The organism is Kosakonia sp. MUSA4, from assembly GCF_013085925.1.
GTDB classification, from domain to species: Bacteria; Pseudomonadota; Gammaproteobacteria; order Enterobacterales; family Enterobacteriaceae; genus Kosakonia; species Kosakonia sacchari_B.
On record NZ_CP025697.1, the window covers coordinates 2347766 to 2366041 of the forward strand.

The window sequence follows — 18276 nt, forward strand, 5'->3', positions numbered from 1 at the left end:
TATTGACTCCTGTACGTAGCGGAATGTAACGCGACATAATCGGGTCAGACAATTTGAATAAAAATGAGCGTGTTGCTGGCAGTGGTTTTGTCAGGCGAATGTATCTGATGCGTATTCTGGGAACACTGCTGTGCTTTTTCCCTATTCTTTCCGTTCTGCTCGAATTACAGCGCCCGCTGTGGTGTATTCTTCTCCTCGCTGCGAATGCCTTTCTCTGGCCGACAATTGCTTTCCTGCGCGCGCGTAAAGCGCAACTGCCGCTGCAAATTGAGCACCAGAACCTGGTGATCGATGCGGGCGCGGGCGGTTTGTGGATCGCGCTGATGGCGGTGAATCCGCTGCCGTCAGTGGTGATTGCCACCATTCTGCTTACCGATCGTTTATCAGCGGGCGGTTTTGTTCTGATGCGCAAAGCGGCGCTGGCGCTGCTGGCGGTATTTATGCTGAGCTGGATTGCGCTTGGTACCCCGTTCGATGTGCTGGTCACCCAGCGCACGATGTTCGCCACATTGCCGCTGATTGGCATTTATATGCTGGCGCTCAGCGTACTGACCGACAGCATGGCGGTGAAACTGCGAATGAAAAGCCGCGAACTGGAGCGCATCGCGATGATGGATCCGCTGCTCGATATCGCGAACCGCCGCCTGCTGGAAAAGCGTATCCAGTATGAGCTGGACAAATTGCGCACCGCGCCGGGCCACTCGTCATTGATGTTTATCGATATTGACAACTTCAAAGAGGTCAATGACCGGTTTGGTCACAAGGTCGGCGATGCCCTGCTGGTGGCGGTGTCGAAGATTTTGCATATCGCCACCCGCAAAACAGATACGCCCGCGCGGCTGGGCGGCGATGAGTTTGTGATCCTCTTGCCGGACACTCCACAGGAGGAGGCGCATGCCGTCGCAACGCGTATTATGGATGCGGCGGCCGTGATGACAGTCGTGCAGGAATATGCCTTTAAATGCACTTTAAGCATTGGTATTGCCAGCGCGCTTCCGGGCATGAATGACGTAACTGACTGGTTAAAAGCGGCGGATGATGCGCTGTACCAGGCAAAAAGACTGGGTAAAAACCAGATCTACTCCCACTGACAAACGTGCTGAATAGGCTAAGCTTAATGCTGTATCCCGCGATTGAACGATCGTTTTTTCATGCCTTTGCGGAAACAGCCTGTAAATGATGAGATCGGCATCCTATGAAAATACCTGCTATCCCCGCTGATGAAGATAAACGTCTGGCGTCTCTGCGTGATTCCGGACTGCTGGACAGCGGCGTCACCGAGCGCCTTGACCGCCTGACCCGGCTGGCAAAGCGAATGTTCGGCGTGCGGGCGGCACTGATTACGCTGATTGACGAAGAGACTATGCACTTCAAATCCAGTGACGGTTTCCCGAAAGATACGCTGCCGCGCAAAATCTCCTTCTGCGGCCACGCGATCCTCTGCGCTGAGCCGATGATTATTCCTGATGCTACCCTCGACGAGCGTTTTTCCGGCAACCCGTTGGTCACCGGTGAGGCGCATATCCGTTTCTATGCCGGGCATCCTTTGCACCTGCCGGATGGCGCGGTGGTGGGATCGTTTTGTCTTATTGACAAAGAGCCGCGCGAATTAAGCAATGTGGATCTGGATAGCCTGAAAGATTTCGCCTCCATCGTCGAAGATGAATTTGCGGTGATGAGTGCGGCCACCACCGATGAGCTAACCGGGTTGTTTAACCGCCGTGGTTTCGACAGCCTGGCGAAGTTTGCCATTTACGGTGCGCGCCGCCGGGCAGAGCCGCTAACGCTGGCGTGGATCGATCTGGATAACTTCAAAGAGATTAATGATACCTGGGGACATGCCGAGGGCGATGAAGCGCTGAAAGCGATGTCTTCGGTGATGACCGCCAGCCTGCGTGAAGCCGATCTGCGGGTGCGTTATGGCGGTGACGAATTCGCCATTGTCTTTTCCGATACCGACGAGCAGGGGGCGTGGATCGCTATGCAGCATCTGGTCGAACAGGTGGAGGCGTGGAACCAGACTTCCGGAAAAGCATGGAAGCTGCACTTCTCATGGGGCGTGAGCGAGTTTGATCACAACGGCAATGGCGGGCTGCACCCGTGGATTAAAGACGCGGATCAGAAAATGTACGCCATGAAAACGCATAACAACCGCGCCCGCTAAGCCATCACAAAAACCTGGTGCTGCGGCACGTATGCTGCAGACAGGCAAATAAGAGAGTGGTTGTTTTACAAGGAATTAAAATAACCACTTATCCTTGTCCGAGCGAGACGCTCACTCCCCTGGTGATTCCCTTTGCGAGGTGCTGGAAAACGGACCTTCATCGGCAGCGGCACAGAACCTTTCTACCAATAATCTGACTGGCAGCGCGCCGGTGAAATCCCGCGCTATGCGCTGATGCCGGACGGAAATGTGACGGGTACGACAATTTTTTACAAGTTTATCTAATTCGGTCTAATAAGACGGCCCATTTTGATCAAAACAGGGTTTCATGGTCTAAAAGTCTGATAAGTTATTACACCAATCTCCCAAGGTTGTATGACTAATCAAAAAAGGAACCCACTGTGAACACATTAAACCGTCGCAACTTTCCCGGCGCGGAATACCCTGAACGCATTATTCAGTTCGGCGAAGGGAATTTCTTGCGCGCTTTTGTTGACTGGCAAATCGATCTGCTGAACGAGCACACCGACCTTGACGCCGGTGTGGTGGTCGTTCGCCCGATCCAGAGTGATTTCCCGCCGTCTCTGAGCACGCAGGATGGCCTTTATACCACGATTATTCGCGGCCTGAACGAGCAGGGCGAAGCGGTGAGTGATGCGCGTCTTATCCGCTCTGTTAACCGCGAAATCAGTGTTTATGGTCAGTACGATGAGTTCCTGAAACTGGCACACAACCCGAATATCCGTTTTGTGTTCTCCAACACCACGGAAGCCGGTATCAGCTATCATGCGGGTGATAAATTCGACGATGCGCCGGCCGTCAGCTATCCGGCAAAACTGACCCGTCTGCTGTTCGAACGTTTCAGCCACTTCTCTGGCGCGGCCGATAAAGGCTGGGTGATCATTCCGTGTGAACTGATTGATTACAACGGCGACGCGCTGCGTGAACTGGTACTGCGTTATGCGCAGGAGTGGGCGCTGGGCGCAGAATTCATCCAGTGGCTGGATGCGGCGAACGATTTCTGCTCCACGCTGGTAGACCGTATCGTAACCGGTTATCCACGTGACGAAGTGGCGAAACTGGAAGCCGAGCTGGGCTATCGCGACAGTTTCCTCGACACCGCAGAGCACTTCTATCTGTTCGTGATCCAGGGGCCGAAATCACTGGCCTCCGAACTGCGTCTCGACAAACTGCCACTTAACGTCCTGATTGTTGACGACATTAAGCCGTACAAAGAGCGTAAAGTGGCGATCCTCAACGGCGCGCATACCGCGCTGGTACCGGTGGCATTCCAGGCCGGTCTGGATACCGTTGGCGAAGCGATGAACGACAGCGAAATCTGCGCGTTTGTTGAAAAAGCGATTTATGACGAGATCATTCCGGTGCTCGATCTGCCGCGCGATGAGCTGGAGTCGTTCGCCAGCGCCGTGACCGGGCGTTTCCGCAACCCGTACATCAAGCATCAGTTGCTGTCGATTGCGCTGAACGGTATGACCAAATTCCGGACCCGTATTCTGCCGCAGCTGCTGGCAGGGCAGAAAGCAACGGGCAAACTGCCTGCGCGTCTGACTTTCGCCCTTGCTGCGCTGATTGCATTCTACCGCGGTGAGCGTAACGGCCAGCCGTATCCGGTACAGGATGATGCGCACTGGATCGAACTCTACCAGCAACTGTGGAGCCAGCATGGCGATCGCCAGATCAGCACCAGCGAACTGGTGAAAGCCGTGTTGTCCGTCAGCGAACACTGGGAACAGGATCTGAGCAAAATCACAGGTCTGGTGGAACAGGTGTCGCTGGATCTGGATGCGATTCTGCTGCGTGGCATGCGTGAAGCGGTAAAACCGCTGTGCTAAGCGGCAAACGCTGAACAGGAAAACCCGGCTGCGGCCGGGTTTTTTTATGCCGCATGTTCCATACTCATTTTAGTTACAACATACTTATTTAGAGTTGTATAACAGGTTTCAGTAACTTCTGTGCCAGTTATCGTCGGTCAGATTGATTCTTCGTCACAATTCCTTAGCAAACTTGCAACTGTGATTGCGATCACGTTTAATAGCGCAGCGCTCTCCTTTACCTGCAACCAAATAATGATCGTTCGACCACAACAACACTGGCTTCCCCGTCTTTTCGTCTGGCACGGTTCGGTTCTGCCGAAAATCAGTTCACGTCTCTTCATGAACTTCCTGCTCTCCATCTTTGTGGTGTTGATGCTTCCCTGGTATACCTCACTAGGCATCAAACTGACCGTCGCACCATTCAGCATTCTCGGCGTTGCTATCGCTATCTTCCTCGGTTTTCGTAATAACGCCTGTTATTCGCGCTACAGCGAAGCGCGTTTACTGTGGGGACAATTGATGATTGCCTCGCGCTCACTGCTGCGGGAAGTGAAAACCACGCTACCGAATGAAAGCGGTATTACGCACTTTATTCGTCTTCAGGTGGCCTTTGCCCACAGTCTGCGCATGACGCTGCGGCGTAAACCGCAGGCGGAAACGCTGGCGAAATATTTAACCGCTCAAGAGTTGCAGGTGGTGCTGGAGGCGCATTCGCCCGCGAACCGCATCCTGCTGATCATGGCGGAGTGGCTGGGCGAGCGTCGTGTGCAGGGGGCGCTTTCCGACATCTTATTCCAGAGCATTATGCAGCGGCTGCATGATATGTCCGTGGTACTTTCCGGCTGCGAGCGTATTTTTACCACGCCGCTGCCTTTTGCTTATTCACTGATTCTGCACCGCACGGTCTATCTGTTCTGCATTATGCTGCCGTTTGCGCTGGTGGTGGATTTGCACTACATGACACCGTTTGTTTCTGTGCTTATCTCTTACACCTTTATCTCGCTGGATACGCTGGCGGAAGAGCTGGAAGAGCCGTTTGGCGTCGAAGATAACGATCTGCCGCTGGATGCGATTTGCAACGCTATCGAGATCGATCTGCTACAGATGCAGGGCGAAAAAACGCTACCGCACAAAATGACCGCAGACAAAAATTATCAGCTGACCTAAACTTTCAGATGTCAGAGTAAGACACATTACGCATTTTTCGCTTTAATGACATTACTCAGCATAAAGAGGGACGCGCGATGGAAAACTCAGACAGAACGATATCGCTGGCCGTAATGTTGGTTGTCAGCTTATCTCTTCTCGCTACGGCGTGGGATCTCTCCTTCGTGAGTAGTTTGCCCTGAACTTCTACTGCCCGCCAAGCAGCGCCCGTGTTTCTATAGCCGGGCGCTGCAATAACGCTTCTGCTTCCGCATACGAACGCACATTGGTATAGCCAATAATCAGGCCGTAGCGCTTGCTGGTCTGGTTATACCAGCGCGACAGCGGGCTGACCTGCAATTCATGCCGCTGCCAGATCTCCGCCAGCGCCACATCCTGCGTGCTGGTGCGTAAAAACGCGATAATATGCATGCCGCCATCGCTGACTTCCACGCTGAACAGGTGCGGATAAATGTTCTCCAGCGCGGTCAGCACGTTCTTTCTGCGCTGCGAGTAGAGCGTACGCATTTTTTTCAGATGTTGATAAAAGTGGCCTTCGCCAAGAAAGGCGGCGAGAATTTTTTGTGTCAGTACCGGCTGGCCACTTTCGGTCAGCGCTGCGGTTTCATGGAAACGGGCGAGCGCGGCGCGGGGTAACACAAGGTAGCTAATGCGCAGAGCGGGCATCACTGTCTTGCTGAATGTCCCCATATAGATGACCCGATCATCACTATCGAGGCTCTTCATCGCCGGAAGGACTTTCCGGGTATAGTGAAACTCGCCGTCATAATCATCCTCGACGATCCAACTCCCATTCTGGCTGGCCCACTTCAGCAACTGATGTTTGCGCGGCAGCGACAACGTGACCGCAAGCGGGCTTTGATGTGACGGTGTCACAAATAGCAGGCGAGCATCATGGTGATAACGCAGTAAATAATCGACATTGATACCTTGATCATCAACCGGCACAAAGTGCAGGTTGGCGGCGGCGCGTTTCAGCGCCTGCTGACCAAAAAAGTAACCAGGATCTTCGAACAGCACTTTGTCACGGTCTGTCGCCAGCGTATTGAGGATCAAGCGCAGGTTATTGCTGTAACCGCTGGTAATAAACACTTGCTCTGCGGTGCAGGATAACCCGCGCGAGACATTCACATAATGGGCGATGGCTTCACGCAGCGGCGCATAGCCCGCCAGCGGGGGATTAGTCATCTCCAGCGGCTGCATGGAGCGCACCGCTTTGCCGCACAGCAGCAGCCATTTCTTGTAGGGAAAGGCATCCAGCGACGGAATGCCGAGGCGCAAAAATCCTTGCTGGTCGCGCAACACGTCCGTCATGGCGGGCGGTTTTTCTTCGCCAACCGGTTGCTTTGAAGCCGGTTTCTGCGCCGGAAGAATCAGATCCGGGTTCACCCGCGTACCGCGCGCGCCCTGGCTTATCAGGTAACCTTCGCCGACCAGAATCGCCCATGCAGTTTCGACGGTTTTACGCGCCACGCCTAATTCGCTGGCCAGCACGCGCACGGAGGGAACTTTGTCGCCAGGCTTTAATAACCCGCTGACAATGCTGTGCCGATACTGCTCATAAATGCTCTTATAGCCCGGCTTCATGTCCTACCTTTATTTTCGATTTTTGCATCTTTTTACTACGGCATAAGGCAGTAATATAACCCCGGTCGAACAACTCTACGAGGCAAAAAATATGAGCACCCGCATCAATCTTTTCCAGACCGTTCCGGCGTTGATCAAAACCCTGTCCGATGCCAGCCAGGCGTCGCACAGCAGCAGCCTGGATATCACTCTCAAAAATCTGGTCGATATTCGGGCATCACAGCTCAACGGCTGCGCGTTTTGTCTGGATATGCATGTGAAACAGGCCAAACTGCACGGTGAGCGCGAACTGCGTCTTTACCATGTGGCTATCTGGCGCGAGTCGCCGCTGTTCACCGCAAAAGAGAAAGCCGCGCTGGCGCTGAGCGAAGCGTTAACTCAGCCTGGTGTCGATGGCATACCGGATGCGTTGTACCGCGAAGCACGCGAGCATTTCAGCGAAGTGGAGTTGTCTGAACTGACATTTGCCATCGCCATTATCAATGCCTGGAATCGCCTGATGATCGCATCACGCACGCTGCCGGGCGCGCTGGATAAGGCCTATGGACTGGATCGTGCGCATCTGGAGTGATCAACCCGCCCGGACAAAGTCGATAAACGCCCGCAATCCCTTCGGGATATGGCGATGTCCGGGATAGTAAAGACACAGCCCCTGAAACGGCTGTGTCCATTCATCCAGCACGCTCACCAGCCGTCCGGCACGTAAATCCTCTGCAATATAAAATCCCGGCAGAAAGCCGACACCCAGCCCGGCGCGAACGGCCGTAAGCGAAGTAAAAAAATCGGAAGTGGCAAGCCTGGGCGGGATCGCGAGGGCGTAATGCTGCCCGTTGCGTGACAGCTCCCAGCGATAAATCCCGCCGTTTGCCATGCGCATGCAAATGCCCTGATGTTGATAAAGATCATCCGGCGTCTGCGGCGTACCGTGCGTGGCAAACCACTCTGGCGTCGCCACCACCTGCATGCGGATATCTGGCGTTAGCGGAACGGCAATCATATCCTGCGGGACGGATTCGCCAAGGCGAATGCCGGCATCGTAACCCTCCGCCACAATATCAATCGTCCGCGCTTCGCTGGTGATTTCGAGGCGCATCAGCGGATAGCGGGCCAGAAAACGCACCACAATATCATCGAGGAAAAGCTGACCAACGGCCTGCGGTATATTGATGCGCAGCGTGCCGGAGGGTTCCGCCGGAAGGCTGTGGATCTCATCCGCCGCCTGCTGAATTTCACGCAGCGCCGGGCCAACCCGCGTCACAAAGCGCTCTCCGGCTTCGGTCAACGCCACACTGCGGGTGGTGCGATGAAAAAGCCGCACATTAAGGCGGCTTTCCAGACCGGCAATAGCGTTACTTACCGCCGTTGGCGACATACTCAGCGCCTGTGCCGCCGCGCGAAAACTGCCGAGGCGCATCACCGCCATCACCACTTCCAGCTCAATCAACCCTGAACGATGCATAGATTATCCCGAATTTCGAAACAACCCATGCAGGATAACGTGGATTATCTGCGCGATAAAGCTGTGCCACACTTAGCCCACTGTCCTGAAGGAGGTTTCGATGCAACGGGTAGAACAGATTTCGATTAACGGCGAATGGGTCACACCGCAGGGTACTGAGCTATTCGACCTTTTTAACCCGGCGACGGGCGACGTGATTGGTCAGGTGCGTCTGGCCAATGAAGAGGATACGCGGCGGGCAATAGCGGCGGCAAAAGCGGCGTTTGCTGGCTGGTCCGCCACGACCGTGGATGAGCGTGTGGCGGCGCTGACGCGAATGCGCGATGCGCTGGCCGCCAGCGAGCAGGCGCTGTTGCAGGCGATCGTCATGGAATATGGCGCGCCGGAAACTCGCGCCGTCTGGATGGCCCGCTTTCCGGTCGCCGTGGTTGATGAGGCGATTTCCGCATTAAAGGCCTTCACGTTTCGCTCGCAGATTGGCCTGGCGCAGGTGGAGATGACGCCGCTGGGCGTGGCCGGGCTTATCACGCCGTGGAACAGCAACGCCGGATTTATCTGTGGCAAACTGGCCGCCGCGCTGGCTGCGGGCTGTACGGCGGTTGTCAAACCCAGTGAGATGAGTGCGCTGCAAACGCAGGTGGTGATAAATGCGCTGCATCAGGCCGCGCTGCCGCCGGGCGTATTTAATATTGTCACCGGGCGGGGCGATGTGGTCGGCGAGGCGATTAGCCGTCATCCGGATGTGGCGAAAATCTCGTTTACGGGCTCTACCGCCACCGGAAAAGCGATTCTGCGCAACGCCGCAGAGAGTTTTAAACGCGTAACGCTGGAGTTAGGCGGCAAATCGCCGACGATTATTCTCGATGACGCCAACCTGGCGACAGCCGTACCGCTGGCGATCCAGGCCGGTTTGATGAACAGCGGCCAGGCCTGTATTGCCGGAACGCGAATTCTGGTTCCGCACTCGCGCAAAGCCGAATGTGAAGCCGCGCTGGCGAAGGCGATGGCGGCGGTAAAGGTGGGTGATCCGCGCGATCCGGCAACCACCGTCGGGCCGATGGTCAGCGAAAAGCAGTGGCAGCGCGTGCAATCTTATATTCGTCTCGGCGTGCAGGAGGGCGCACGGTTGCTGGCGGGTGGTGAAGGGCGGCCGGAAAACGGCGGGCAAGGGTGGTTCGTGCGGCCAACGTTGTTTGGCGATGTGCGAAACGAGATGCGCATCGCGCGGGAAGAGATTTTCGGGCCGGTGCTGACGGTGATGAGCTACCTGGATGAGGCTGATGCGGTGGCTATCGCTAATGATACGGAATACGGGTTAAGTGCGCTGGTACTGGGAGAAGACCGTGAACGGGCGCAGCGCGTGGCGGCAAAAATCCATGCGGGCCGTGTGCAGGTCAATACGCTGGCACATGAACCGCGCGCGCCGTTTGGCGGCTTTAAACATTCAGGCATCGGGCGGGAGATGGGGGCGTGGGGGCTGTCAGCGTTTATGGAGCCTAAAGCGATCATCAGCGAATAGCAGGCCCGGCGGGCGGGCCTGCAAGCGGTTTTAGCGTGCCAACTGGAAATAACGCACGGAATCGCGCAGGCCTTCGCTCTGCTCGGTCATCGACTGCGCGGCAACGGCGGCCTGTTCCACCAGCGTGGCGTTCTGCTGAGTCACCTGATCCATCTGGTCGATGGCGACGCTGATCTCTTTAATGCCCTGATGCTGTTCGGTAGAGGCGGCGGAAATCTCCGCAACGATATCCGTCACCTTGTTCACCGAGGTGACAATCTCTTCCATCGCCCGGCTGGCGGTGTCGGCGTAGCGCGAGCCGTCGGTGATTTTCTCCACCGTTCCTTCGATCAGTTGTTTGATCTCTTTTGCGGCCTCGGCGCTTTTCTGCGCCAGGTTGCGTACTTCACCGGCGACCACGGCAAAGCCTTTACCCTGTTCTCCGGCGCGGGCGGCTTCAACGGCGGCGTTCAGCGCCAGAATGTTGGTCTGGAAAGCGATACCTTCAATCACGGAAATAATGTCGACAATTTTCTGCGAGCTGGCTGAAATTTCATGCATACGTTTCAGCATGTCATCCACTTCTTTACCGCCTTTAACTGCGGTCTGCGACGTCTGACGCGCCAGGTCGCTCGCTTTACGGGCGTTTTCCGCGTTACTCTTCACGTTCTCCGTGATTTGCTGCATGTTCGACGACGTTTGCACCAGCGAAGCGGCCTGTTCTTCGGTACGCTGCGACAGATCGTTATTGCCTTCGGAGATTTCGCTGGCGGCGTGGGAAATGGATTCACTGCCGTCGATAATGCCGTTAATGATCCCGGCCAGTCGGGCATTCATAAAGTTGATGGTCGCCAGCAGGCTCTGAGTATCGTTGTCGCGCAGTTTGACCTGCGCACCCAGATTCCCTGCGGCAATTTCTTTCATGATCGACACCGCATACGCCGGTTCGCCGCCAAGCTGGCGCGCCAGGTTACGCGAGATAAACAGGGCAATCACGCCGGTGGCAATCAGCGCCAGCAGCAGTAAACCGCTCAGCATATAGATCGCCTGTTTATAAGCCGTCTGCGAGGCTTCTCCGGCGTCATTGCCCAGCGCAACTTCCATATCCACCAGCGTGGCGAGGTCTTTCATCAACTGCGTGCGGTATTTCGCCGACACCGCGCCGCTGATTTTGGCGGCTTCTGCGGCGTTGCCGTTTTTCATCTGTTCGATAACTTTGGCGTTCACATCGATAAAGTTTTTAAAGTTATCGACCACCGTGGTGAAGAGGGCGCGCATCTCTTGTGGATCGTGCGCGGAGATATTGGCATACGCCTGCTGCGCGCGCAGGAATGTCTCCTGGTTTTGCAGCAATTCGCCACGATGCTGCTCCAGTGATTCCGGCGTTGTCGAGGCGATGTACTGCACCTGCTGTAAGCGCATTTCAGCTAAGACGCCGCGCATTTCAAGGGTATAGCGCACGCCCGGCATGCGGTTTTTACGGAACTGATCAATGTGATCTTTGCTCATATTGAGCTGATAAATGGACACAATGCCCAGCAGTAACATCATGACAATGAGGATGGAGAAACCGAGAAGCAATTTAGTCAATACGGTAGCTTGTGCAAATTTTTTCATAATTCAACGCTGCGTGAAGGGAGATAGTATTAATAACGGCAGCTTTTGGGATTTTATTGATTTATTTATCTGATCAATATCACATTTTACTGAGGTAATTGTGCAAAAGCCCACATCGTAACGCGTAATTTGGGATAAAGCCATTTTGCCTGTTAATAATGTAAATGATTTGTATTTGTGTGGATTGAAATAATGTTTCATGCAGTGGGTGTGTGCAGAAAGAGATTATTTTCCGCACACTGAAAAATAGGGGGGGAATTAATGCGACAGGCTTAAAGGCAGTTCATCTGCCCATTTTGTCGCCAGGTTCATTAACTCTGCGACGGCGGAATTGGGCAGGCCGATTTCGTGGCTAATGTCGCTGGCTTCTTCCCATCTTCTTAGCTCGAAAAGACGCGCGAGTTGCACAAACGGATAGAGCTTACCGCTCTCTTTTTCCAGCGCGGTTGCGACCTCCCGCGATACGGCGATTTGCCCCATTAACTCTGCGAGCGGCAAGCCGAGGATCACATCCAGCAACGAAAACAGACCGACCATAAAGGCATCATTGCTGAGACTGGCGGCGGAAGTTCGTTCTGCAACCAGCTCGCAGAATTTAGCGCGGATCAGACTCAGATAATAAATTTCCGTATTGGTCACGTTGTCGAAAGAGGTCAGACAGGCCATCAACACAAAGCGCCGCATTTCATTAATGCCAAGATAAACAACAATATCGCGCAGCGACTGGCTACGGAAACCGCTCACGCCACGGGTGTTATAAAGAATATTTTGCGCATAGCGCATAATTTTAAACGACAACGTGACATCGCGTTTTAACAGTTCTTCAATTTTATTAAGATTTGGCGATTCAACGTTCACTTCCTGCATTAATTTCAGGGCAAATGCCTGGTTCTGTACCAGTTTATTCCGTTTGGTAACCACCGGCTTGCTGAAAAAATAACCCTGAAAAAGATGAAAGCCCAATTTTTTATAGGATTCAAATTCATCATAGGTTTCCACTTTCTCTGCCAGTAATACAGCATGACGTAACGACTCGCGGTGAGTGCGAATATAGTGGCCGATTTCCTCGCGCGGGCTTCTCCTTATATCAAATTTAATTACGTCGATATACGGAATAAAGGCATCCCATTCGTTACCGGGGCTGAAATCGTCCAGCGCGATGCGAAAACCCTGGGTATGCATACGTTTTACCGCTTCCAGCAATGAGCGATCCGGGCTGGCATCTTCGAGTATTTCAATTACCACGCGGTTCTTTGGCAGGGTCTCCGCCAGCCCCTGAACCAGCAACTGGTAGGGGAAATTGACATATACGGTGCTGTTGTCGTTTTTACGCCCCAGCGGAGCGCTAAGAAATTGCTCTTCAATCAACTGCGTAGTGGCCTGCTCGGCGGAAACATCCGGGAACCGGTTATCCATACTGTCCCTGAAGAGCAGTTCGTAACCGACGGTATTCAATTGGTTATCAAAAATCGCCTGTCTGGCCACAAAAGAGTACATTTGCCACCTCGCGTGCCTGCGTACTTCTTATCTTCGTGATGCAACTATATAAGTAACAGTAACATCACGGCTACATGATCCCTGTGATTGTTGCGGGATATTTCGCTTTCAATGTTAAAAAATATAGGGCAGAAAATAAGAAATGCACGGCAGAAGTGGCCCGTTTCACTTAAGGTTAGCGGGCCGCGTGGAATATTTTCAGGAAGGGGCAAAACAGAACGCGCGCTCGCAGCAGGCATCGCAACTTGGGGAGCGGCAAATAAGCTCGCCAGCAGAATGCAGGCAGCGCTGACGATAAAAAAACTTTTTCCAGCGCATATTTTCGCTGTTCATTTCCACCAGCAGAGGAAAACAGTCGCTCATTAACTCGCGCAACTCCTGGCGCGAGCTTAGCCCCAGATCCTGCCACAGGTGATTAAAGGCCAGTGAAACACTGGCGATAATGTTGTGCATCGGCGCCGCGCCTGGCGCCATATAGCCCGCCAGCCACTGCGCCAGTTGTTGCTGTTCGTCGCTGCGGGTGGCATTCAGCTCGGTCATTAGTTTTTGCCGCAGCAAACAGTCGGCGGGCATCGGCTGCGTAGGGGGATCGAACTGCGCCTGCAGGGCATCCCATTCGGTCGCCCGCAGGCCCATCATCAGCGGATAACAGCCTTCTCCGTGTGCATAGAGCCACAGCAAACGCCGCAGCCAGTCGTGAACAGGCATCATGCCACCCCCCGTGACGCGGGATCGGACTGCGCATTTTTCCGCCACTGCTGCCACCAGCCGGTCAGCGCCTCGTTAACCGGCTGCCAGGCGTGATCGACGCAGGGTTGAATGCCGCGCGCTTCCAGCTTTTGCCACGGCGCGTAGCCGATACGGGCGCAAAACACCGCTTTCACATCGGCCAGCAGATCGAGAACTGCGGCTATCCGCGCCTCGCTGTCCTGCGGTTCGCAGTTGTCGCTTCCCTGACAAAATTTCGGCGTAAAGCGCTCATTGACCAGCACCGCGCCCGCCGCCGACAGGCTGTAAATGCGAAAGCGATCGGCATGACCAAAGTGGCAATCAATCGCATCGCCGCGCGTGGAAGCGACGGCCACGAGGCAGGCATCCGGCTCTTCCGATTCGCCGCGCGTGGCAATGCTGGCGTGCAACTGCGCCCGGCGGTAAAGCGTTGGCAACCACGGCTGCGGCGACTCTTCAACCGGCGTCAGGGCAAACTGCTGGCTGCGATCTTCACCGAGCATGCCAATCGCATCAGCGCGGCACTGCTGGCAGTGCGTCATCTGCGGCATCAGCTCGCCGCAACGCTCGCGCACCTGGGCTACCATCTGCGCATCCGGCTCCGGCTGCCCGTTCAGGCCGAACACCGTACCGTGCTCCGGGCGGGCGATCAGCGGCATAATATTGTGAATAAAGGCTCCGCTGGCGCGCAGTTCGCGGCTGACATCGCTGAGGACGCCATCGTTGATGCCAGGGATCAATACCGAGTTGATCTTCACCAGCACGCCTTTCGCCGTCAGGCGACGCACGCCTTCAAGCTGGCGGGCAATCAGGATCTCACCGGCTTCACGTCCGCTGTAGCGTTCACCGTCGAGCCACAGCCAGGCGTAGATTTGCGCCGCGATATCGGCATCCAGCGTATTGATCGTCACCGTGACATGGTCAACGCCAACATTCACCAGTCTCTCTACCGCATCCGGTAGCATCAGCCCGTTGGTTGAGAGGCAAAGTTTCAGGTCAGGGAGCTGTTCGCGCACCATTTCCAGGGTGGTGAATGTGCGTTGAATATTGGCCAGCGGGTCGCCAGGCCCGGCGATGCCAACCACGGACAATTGCGGGATCGCCGCAGCCACATGGCGCACTTTGGCTACCGCCTGTTCCGGCGTCAGCAGAGATGACGAGACGCCGGGGCGCGATTCATTACTGCAATCAAATTTGCGGTTGCAGTAGTTACATTGCAGGTTACAGGCGGGCGCGACCGGCAGATGCATACGGGCATAGCGGTGATGACCGTTTTGCGAGTAGCAGGGGTGCGACGCCACCTTACCGGCAACGACATCAGATAAAGGTTCGCGCTGCCCGGTGTGACAGCGTGAACCGCCAGCGGCGGATAAGCAGGAAGTCATGGGCGTACCTTGGTTGTGTGGTCATAACCTCCTGCTGCAAAACCTGTACCGCTTGTAAGTTATGTAACTTACTGAAAATGAATGCTTTAAATTCACCGTGTCGTCGTCGGTTTGTCGAGTTTGTGGCGTTTGGCTGACAATGTGCCGAATGTCACAAAAGCCCGCGCTACATTCTCGGCATGGTGATGTCCATTGTCTGAATACGGTAAGCCACCTGGCGCGGAGTCATTCCCAGCAGCCGCGCGGCTTTTGCCTGTACCCAACCGGCTTTCTCCAGCGCGGCGATCAATCTTTGTCGCTCGTCGAGATTCTGATCGAGCCAGCTCTCTTCGCGCGGTGCGCTGGGCTGCGGCGGTTTTGGCAGATTTTCCCGATGGTGAAACAAAATCACGTCGCGATCGATCAGCCCGCTTTCCGACATCACCGCCGAGCGTTCAAGGCAGTTTTCCAGTTCTCGCACGTTTCCGGGCCAGCTATAGCTCATCAACAAACGGATCGCGCCATCGCTGATGCGCAGCGTGCGGTTCTGGTTTTGCGCGATTTTGCGCACCAGAAAGTGCGCCAGCTCGGCAATGTCCTCCTGGCGCTCGCGCAGCGGGGGCAGGGAGATGGGCATCACATTGAGGCGGTAGTAGAGATCTTCGCGAAAATTCCCCAGCCGCACTTCCTCTTCCAGATTGCGGTTGGTGGCGGCAATGATCCGTACATTCACCCGCAGCGTTTCGTCGCCGCCGACGCGTTCCATTTCGCCTTCCTGCAAGATACGCAGCAATTTCGCCTGAAACGAGGCGCTACTTTCGCCGATCTCATCAAGAAACAGCGTGCCGCCATCCGCCAGTTCGAAGCGGCCTTTGCGCTGGCGTACCGCGCCGGTAAACGCGCCTTTTTCATGGCCGAAGAGTTCACTCTCCAGCAGCGTATCGGGCAGCGCCGCGCAGTTGAATTTGACGAACGGCGCAGCGGCGCGCGGTGAATTGTGGTGGATAGCGTTGGCTATCAGCTCTTTACCGGTCCCGCTTTCGCCACGCACCAGCACGGTGGTGTCCCAGCGCGAGACCTGGCGAATAATTTCCAGCGTCTGGCGCATGGCCGCGCTTTTACCGACCATGTTTTCAAAACCAAACGGTCGCGATGGTGTACACCCGCGCTGGCTGGCGATCTGTGCGGCGGCTGCACGGGGTGAGGGCGCGACGCTGGGCGGCGTCATCAAACGGACAGTTTGCGCCACCAGATTGGCGACGGTTTCGAGAAAACGCGTGCAGGCGGGCAAGCGCTCCTCGTAGCGGGCCATCGGCTGGGCGGCCAGTACGCCGATAGGCTGCGAGTTGGGTCCCATCAGCGGCACGGCGATAAACGGCAGGCTGTAATCATACAAGCCAAGGCGATCGAGAAAACGCTGATCGTCGGAGACACAGGGCAGCACCAGCGATTGTCCCTGCGACAGCACCGTGCCCACCAGCCCTTCACCCGGACGATAGCGAATCTGCGAACTGCCGGGAATAAGCTGCTGATCGGCCTCCTGCAAGGCTTCAATGTTAAGGATCGCTTGCTGGCTGTCGTACAGACAGATCATCCCGTGCTGCATAAAGGCATCGTTGTGCAGCACGCACAGCACTTCCTGTAGCGTCTGCCCGACCTCCGTCGCCCGGCTTAACACCACGCTGATACGCTGCATGGCGGTAAACTGCTGGGAGAGGTCAAAGCGCCAGACGGTTGTACCCGACTCGGTTCGCTGAGTCATAGTGAGCCTCCGGTCAGTGAATGAAATAACGGGAAACGCAGGGTCAGGCAGGTGCCTCCCTGAGGGCGGGAGGTCAGTTCTATTGCGCCGCGATGGTGGGCGACCAGCGTCTGGATCAGCCGCAGCTCCATGCCTTTACCGGGCGCATTGAGCGCATCGGGAGAATGGGTGTAGCGCACCTGAGTCAGCGGCACATTGTCGTTTAAATAGAACGACAGCCAGCCGCTCTCTTCGCGGGCGTAAAGCTGCGTCTGCACCGTGAAATCACGTAGCTCAGCGGCAATATCCAGCGTTCTGTCGAGCCACAGGCTCAGGCAGGCAAGCAGTTGTGTTCGCTGGCCAAAGCCCACCAGATCGGGGGATTCCAGCTCAATTTGCAGGTTTTCGCCCTGGTTATAGCGGGTGTGATACAGGGCGCGCAGATCGTCAAGGAACGGCTGGAGCGGCCAGACTCCCGGGCTTTCCAGCTCCAGCGACGGACGGCAACGTTGCAGCCGCGCCATCGCTTCTTCGCCTTCACGCCAGGCGGCATCCAGCGCCAGATTGCTGTGATCGTCGCCATTTAAACGACGTGCGGCGGCCAGCATATTGATCGGGCAATTGAGTTGCACCAGCGCGGCGTCCAGCGATTCGCGGATCGCCGCCAGCAATTTACCGCTGGTTATCTGCTGTTTCAGACGATCGAGACGCCCCTGTTCCTGTTGCTGCTGCTGCTGGGTATTGTCGGTGATCACCACCAGCGTGCGCGGTACAGCGCTATCAATAAAGTAGCGGCCTGCTTCCTCACTGACGCCCGGCAGCGCCCAGCAGGTGACGGACAACCAGCGCACGGTGCCGCGCAGCGCTACCGGCAGCACCAGGCCCTGCGCCAGCTCCGCCTTACGGGCGGAAAAATTGAGTTCGGTGAGCAGCTCTTTACCGCCGCAATCGGCGCAAAAAGTTTTGTAGGCGAGGTTATCCATCACCACCTGATCGCGTTCATCCACCACCACCACCGCCGCCGGAATGTTATTCAACACGGCTTCAGTCAGCGTCATATGATTGCGCAGCCGTTGTTCCAGCGCGTAGCTGGTGCTGATGTCGCGCTGCATCGCCAGGTAATGTTCGAGTTTGCCGAACGCATTGAACAGTGGGGTGATGTCGATCTCCACCAGAAACAGGCTGCCGTCGCGGCGACGGTTGATCAGTTGCCCGCGCCACGGACGGTGCTGCAGCAGGGTGTGCCACATATCCTGGTAGATTTCACGCGGCGTCTGTTTACTGGCAAGCAGGCGCGGGTTTTGCTGCAACAACTCTTCCAGCTCATACCCCGACTGGCGGCAAAATGCGGGGTTGGCATACAGAATGTGGGCATCGGCATCGGTCAGTGAAATCGCGACGGGAGCCTGTTCAACCATGGTGAAAAACAACCCGGGATGCTGTTGTGAGAGCGCTCCGGCGATCTCGGCGGGCGCTGCGGCGTCCATCATCATATTCAGGGTCATCACAAACTCCTGTGGTCAACATGGGAATGTCGCAGTTATGACAATTTGTGCCACCTGTCGACTTTCGTCCGAACATAAGCGGACATTCATTAACCATGCAAAGGGTGCGCCTT

Annotated in this window: 14 protein-coding genes and 1 pseudogene; 7 read left to right on the top strand and 8 right to left on the bottom strand. The window is 55.7% G+C overall.

The window, feature by feature from the left end; genetic code table 11:
- Positions 1–98 precede the first annotated feature (98 nt).
- From C0557_RS11250 to C0557_RS11265, 5 genes and pseudogenes are all read left to right on the top strand, one after another.
- Positions 99–1091: a sensor domain-containing diguanylate cyclase gene (locus C0557_RS11250; protein ID WP_074779412.1), complete on the top strand. Its 993-nt coding sequence runs from the start codon at positions 99–101 to the stop codon at positions 1089–1091.
- A 104-nt stretch (positions 1092–1195) separates the two neighbouring features.
- A complete protein-coding gene (locus C0557_RS11255; protein ID WP_208658492.1) occupies positions 1196–2164 on the top strand; it encodes a sensor domain-containing diguanylate cyclase in 969 nt (322 codons plus the stop codon).
- A gap of 153 nt (positions 2165–2317) precedes the next feature.
- A pseudogene (locus C0557_RS27430) lies at positions 2318–2449 on the top strand (GNAT family N-acetyltransferase); the annotation flags it as partial.
- A gap of 116 nt (positions 2450–2565) precedes the next feature.
- The gene (locus C0557_RS11260) at positions 2566–4017 is read left to right on the top strand and encodes a tagaturonate reductase (RefSeq protein ID WP_208658493.1); all 1452 of its coding nucleotides are present in this window, start codon (positions 2566–2568) and stop codon (positions 4015–4017) included.
- 234 nt (positions 4018–4251) lie between these two features.
- Entirely contained in the window at positions 4252–5166 is a 915-nt protein-coding gene (locus tag C0557_RS11265) for a bestrophin family protein (protein WP_208658494.1), read from the top strand.
- A 186-nt stretch (positions 5167–5352) separates the two neighbouring features.
- Here C0557_RS11265 and C0557_RS11270 read toward each other — a convergent pair whose 3' ends face one another.
- Positions 5353–6753 carry a PLP-dependent aminotransferase family protein gene (locus C0557_RS11270; RefSeq protein ID WP_208658495.1) on the bottom strand — a complete coding sequence of 467 codons (1401 nt, stop codon included), beginning with the start codon at positions 6751–6753 and terminating at the stop codon, positions 5353–5355.
- A gap of 91 nt (positions 6754–6844) precedes the next feature.
- On the opposite strand from C0557_RS11270, the gene C0557_RS11275 reads away from it, so the two are divergent.
- On the top strand, positions 6845–7324 hold the full coding sequence (locus tag C0557_RS11275; RefSeq protein ID WP_208658496.1) for a carboxymuconolactone decarboxylase family protein: 480 nt from the start codon (positions 6845–6847) through the stop codon (positions 7322–7324).
- Here C0557_RS11275 and C0557_RS11280 read toward each other — a convergent pair whose 3' ends face one another.
- The gene (locus tag C0557_RS11280; protein WP_208658497.1) at positions 7325–8212 is read right to left on the bottom strand and encodes a LysR family transcriptional regulator; all 888 of its coding nucleotides are present in this window, start codon (positions 8210–8212) and stop codon (positions 7325–7327) included.
- 100 nt (positions 8213–8312) lie between these two features.
- Here C0557_RS11280 and C0557_RS11285 point away from each other — a divergent pair, with 100 nt between their 5' ends.
- Entirely contained in the window at positions 8313–9731 is a 1419-nt protein-coding gene (locus C0557_RS11285; RefSeq protein ID WP_208658498.1) for an aldehyde dehydrogenase family protein, read from the top strand.
- A 30-nt stretch (positions 9732–9761) separates the two neighbouring features.
- Here the strand turns inward: C0557_RS11285 and C0557_RS11290 are convergent, their stop codons facing one another.
- The 6 genes from C0557_RS11290 to nifL all read right to left on the bottom strand — a co-directional run bounded on the left by C0557_RS11290 (position 9762) and on the right by nifL (position 18163).
- A complete protein-coding gene (locus C0557_RS11290; RefSeq protein ID WP_208658499.1) occupies positions 9762–11327 on the bottom strand; it encodes a methyl-accepting chemotaxis protein in 1566 nt (521 codons plus the stop codon).
- A 258-nt stretch (positions 11328–11585) separates the two neighbouring features.
- Positions 11586–12824 carry an EAL and HDOD domain-containing protein gene (locus C0557_RS11295; protein ID WP_208658500.1) on the bottom strand — a complete coding sequence of 413 codons (1239 nt, stop codon included), beginning with the start codon at positions 12822–12824 and terminating at the stop codon, positions 11586–11588.
- A gap of 198 nt (positions 12825–13022) precedes the next feature.
- On the bottom strand, positions 13023–13535 hold the full coding sequence (locus C0557_RS11300) for a nitrogen fixation protein NifQ (RefSeq protein ID WP_371813248.1): 513 nt from the start codon (positions 13533–13535) through the stop codon (positions 13023–13025).
- Positions 13532–14938, bottom strand: a complete 1407-nt coding sequence (gene nifB, locus C0557_RS11305; protein WP_208658501.1) for a nitrogenase cofactor biosynthesis protein NifB — start codon at positions 14936–14938, stop codon at positions 13532–13534. Before nifB ends, C0557_RS11300 begins: the two co-directional genes overlap by 4 nt.
- A gap of 166 nt (positions 14939–15104) precedes the next feature.
- Positions 15105–16679: a nif-specific transcriptional activator NifA gene (gene nifA / locus C0557_RS11310; protein WP_074779432.1), complete on the bottom strand. Its 1575-nt coding sequence runs from the start codon at positions 16677–16679 to the stop codon at positions 15105–15107.
- Positions 16676–18163, bottom strand: a complete 1488-nt coding sequence (gene nifL, locus C0557_RS11315) for a nitrogen fixation negative regulator NifL (RefSeq protein ID WP_208658502.1) — start codon at positions 18161–18163, stop codon at positions 16676–16678. Before nifL ends, nifA begins: the two co-directional genes overlap by 4 nt.
- Between the last annotated feature and the right edge of the window lie 113 nt (positions 18164–18276).

Coding starts and splice junctions, on each gene's coding strand:
- C0557_RS11295 (WP_208658500.1), bottom strand. CDS start 12,824: ATGTACTCTTTTGTGGCCAGACAGGCGATTTTTGATAACCAATTGAAT.
- C0557_RS11290 (WP_208658499.1), bottom strand. CDS start 11,327: ATGAAAAAATTTGCACAAGCTACCGTATTGACTAAATTGCTTCTCGGT.
- C0557_RS11280 (WP_208658497.1), bottom strand. CDS start 8,212: ATGCATCGTTCAGGGTTGATTGAGCTGGAAGTGGTGATGGCGGTGATG.
- C0557_RS11285 (WP_208658498.1), top strand. CDS start 8,313: ATGCAACGGGTAGAACAGATTTCGATTAACGGCGAATGGGTCACACCG.
- C0557_RS11275 (WP_208658496.1), top strand. CDS start 6,845: ATGAGCACCCGCATCAATCTTTTCCAGACCGTTCCGGCGTTGATCAAA.
- nifB (WP_208658501.1), bottom strand. CDS start 14,938: ATGACTTCCTGCTTATCCGCCGCTGGCGGTTCACGCTGTCACACCGGG.
- C0557_RS11270 (WP_208658495.1), bottom strand. CDS start 6,753: ATGAAGCCGGGCTATAAGAGCATTTATGAGCAGTATCGGCACAGCATT.
- nifA (WP_074779432.1), bottom strand. CDS start 16,679: ATGACTCAGCGAACCGAGTCGGGTACAACCGTCTGGCGCTTTGACCTC.
- C0557_RS11255 (WP_208658492.1), top strand. CDS start 1,196: ATGAAAATACCTGCTATCCCCGCTGATGAAGATAAACGTCTGGCGTCT.
- C0557_RS11265 (WP_208658494.1), top strand. CDS start 4,252: ATGATCGTTCGACCACAACAACACTGGCTTCCCCGTCTTTTCGTCTGG.
- C0557_RS11250 (WP_074779412.1), top strand. CDS start 99: ATGTATCTGATGCGTATTCTGGGAACACTGCTGTGCTTTTTCCCTATT.
- C0557_RS11300 (WP_371813248.1), bottom strand. CDS start 13,535: ATGATGCCTGTTCACGACTGGCTGCGGCGTTTGCTGTGGCTCTATGCA.
- nifL (WP_208658502.1), bottom strand. CDS start 18,163: ATGACCCTGAATATGATGATGGACGCCGCAGCGCCCGCCGAGATCGCC.